Source organism: Myxococcales bacterium, from assembly GCA_022563535.1.
Taxonomy (GTDB): Bacteria; Myxococcota_A; UBA9160; order UBA9160; family UBA4427; genus DUBZ01.
The window spans coordinates 21,480-22,380 of the sequence record JADFNE010000064.1 but is presented as its reverse complement, the minus strand read 5'-3'; the positions used below and the strand labels follow the sequence as shown (position 1 = coordinate 22,380).

The 901-nt window shown below is 56.3% G+C and carries 1 protein-coding gene; it reads right to left on the bottom strand.

Annotation, left to right across the window (positions count from 1 at the left end):
• Nucleotides 1–45: 45 nt before the first annotated feature.
• Nucleotides 46–603, bottom strand: coding sequence for an efflux RND transporter periplasmic adaptor subunit (locus tag IH881_16310; protein ID MCH7869258.1), 558 nt, complete (start codon nt 601–603; stop codon nt 46–48).
• Nucleotides 604–901 lie beyond the last annotated feature (298 nt).

Here is a 901-nt window from a genome sequence, read left to right as displayed (position 1 = left end):
CTCCCTCTTGATTTCCCTATGCCCAAAACGGACCCTTCCGGGCAGCTAGGACCCAGGCAAGTCCTCAGCAAAGGACACCGAACACTTGAGCCCACCGGGCAGATCGAGCGACGGATGCGGAAGTTCCAGCCGCACACCGAAGGTTCCGCTCGCCGCATCGACCACCGTGTCAACTATTTCGACCACGGCGACCCGCTCTTGATTAAACGGAAACTCGGGCATCACAGTGGTGGACATCCCCTCTACGATCTTTCCGTACAGTGATACGGGCACCACAACTTCCACATTGAGCGGATCGAGCTGGGCAAGTCGCATCATCTGATCTTCCGAGACATGTTCCCCGGGCGCCGTATCGACTTCCGCGACGACTCCGTCAATCGGGCTGCGAATGGTTCGAAGATTCAATTTCTCGCGCGCCTGTCGGGCTTCGAGTTTCGCAATCAGCACCTTCGTCTCGATCTCGTCCTTCTCATTGCTCGATATCAACTTCTCTTCCACCAACTCTGCGTTGCGCTCGTTTCTTCGCTCCGCAAATTCAAAGTTCGCAACGGCGAGTTCTGCTGACGAGATACAGGCAACCAGCCGAACGGTGAATTGCCCCAATGTTCATGCAACCATTGTCGAGCGACGTTTTCGGGAACGTTTTTGAAGCTTGACCTGACTCGGCCCCACCACTGTTCGAACGGCGTTACAGCCTCGCCACTTGGTCCGATTTCAGGTGCGAGGTGACTCGGGTAGTTATCCAACTCGCATCTCCCTTGTGCCACCAGTAAGTCGTAATTCGACGCTCGCGCAGGCCCGAAACCAAAGCCGCCATTCGGCAGGGCTAGCGGCTGCGCGCATTGAGCACTGATGCGAATTTCGCTTTCCCCAATGTCGCCGGAGAAGCTGCAATGAATGA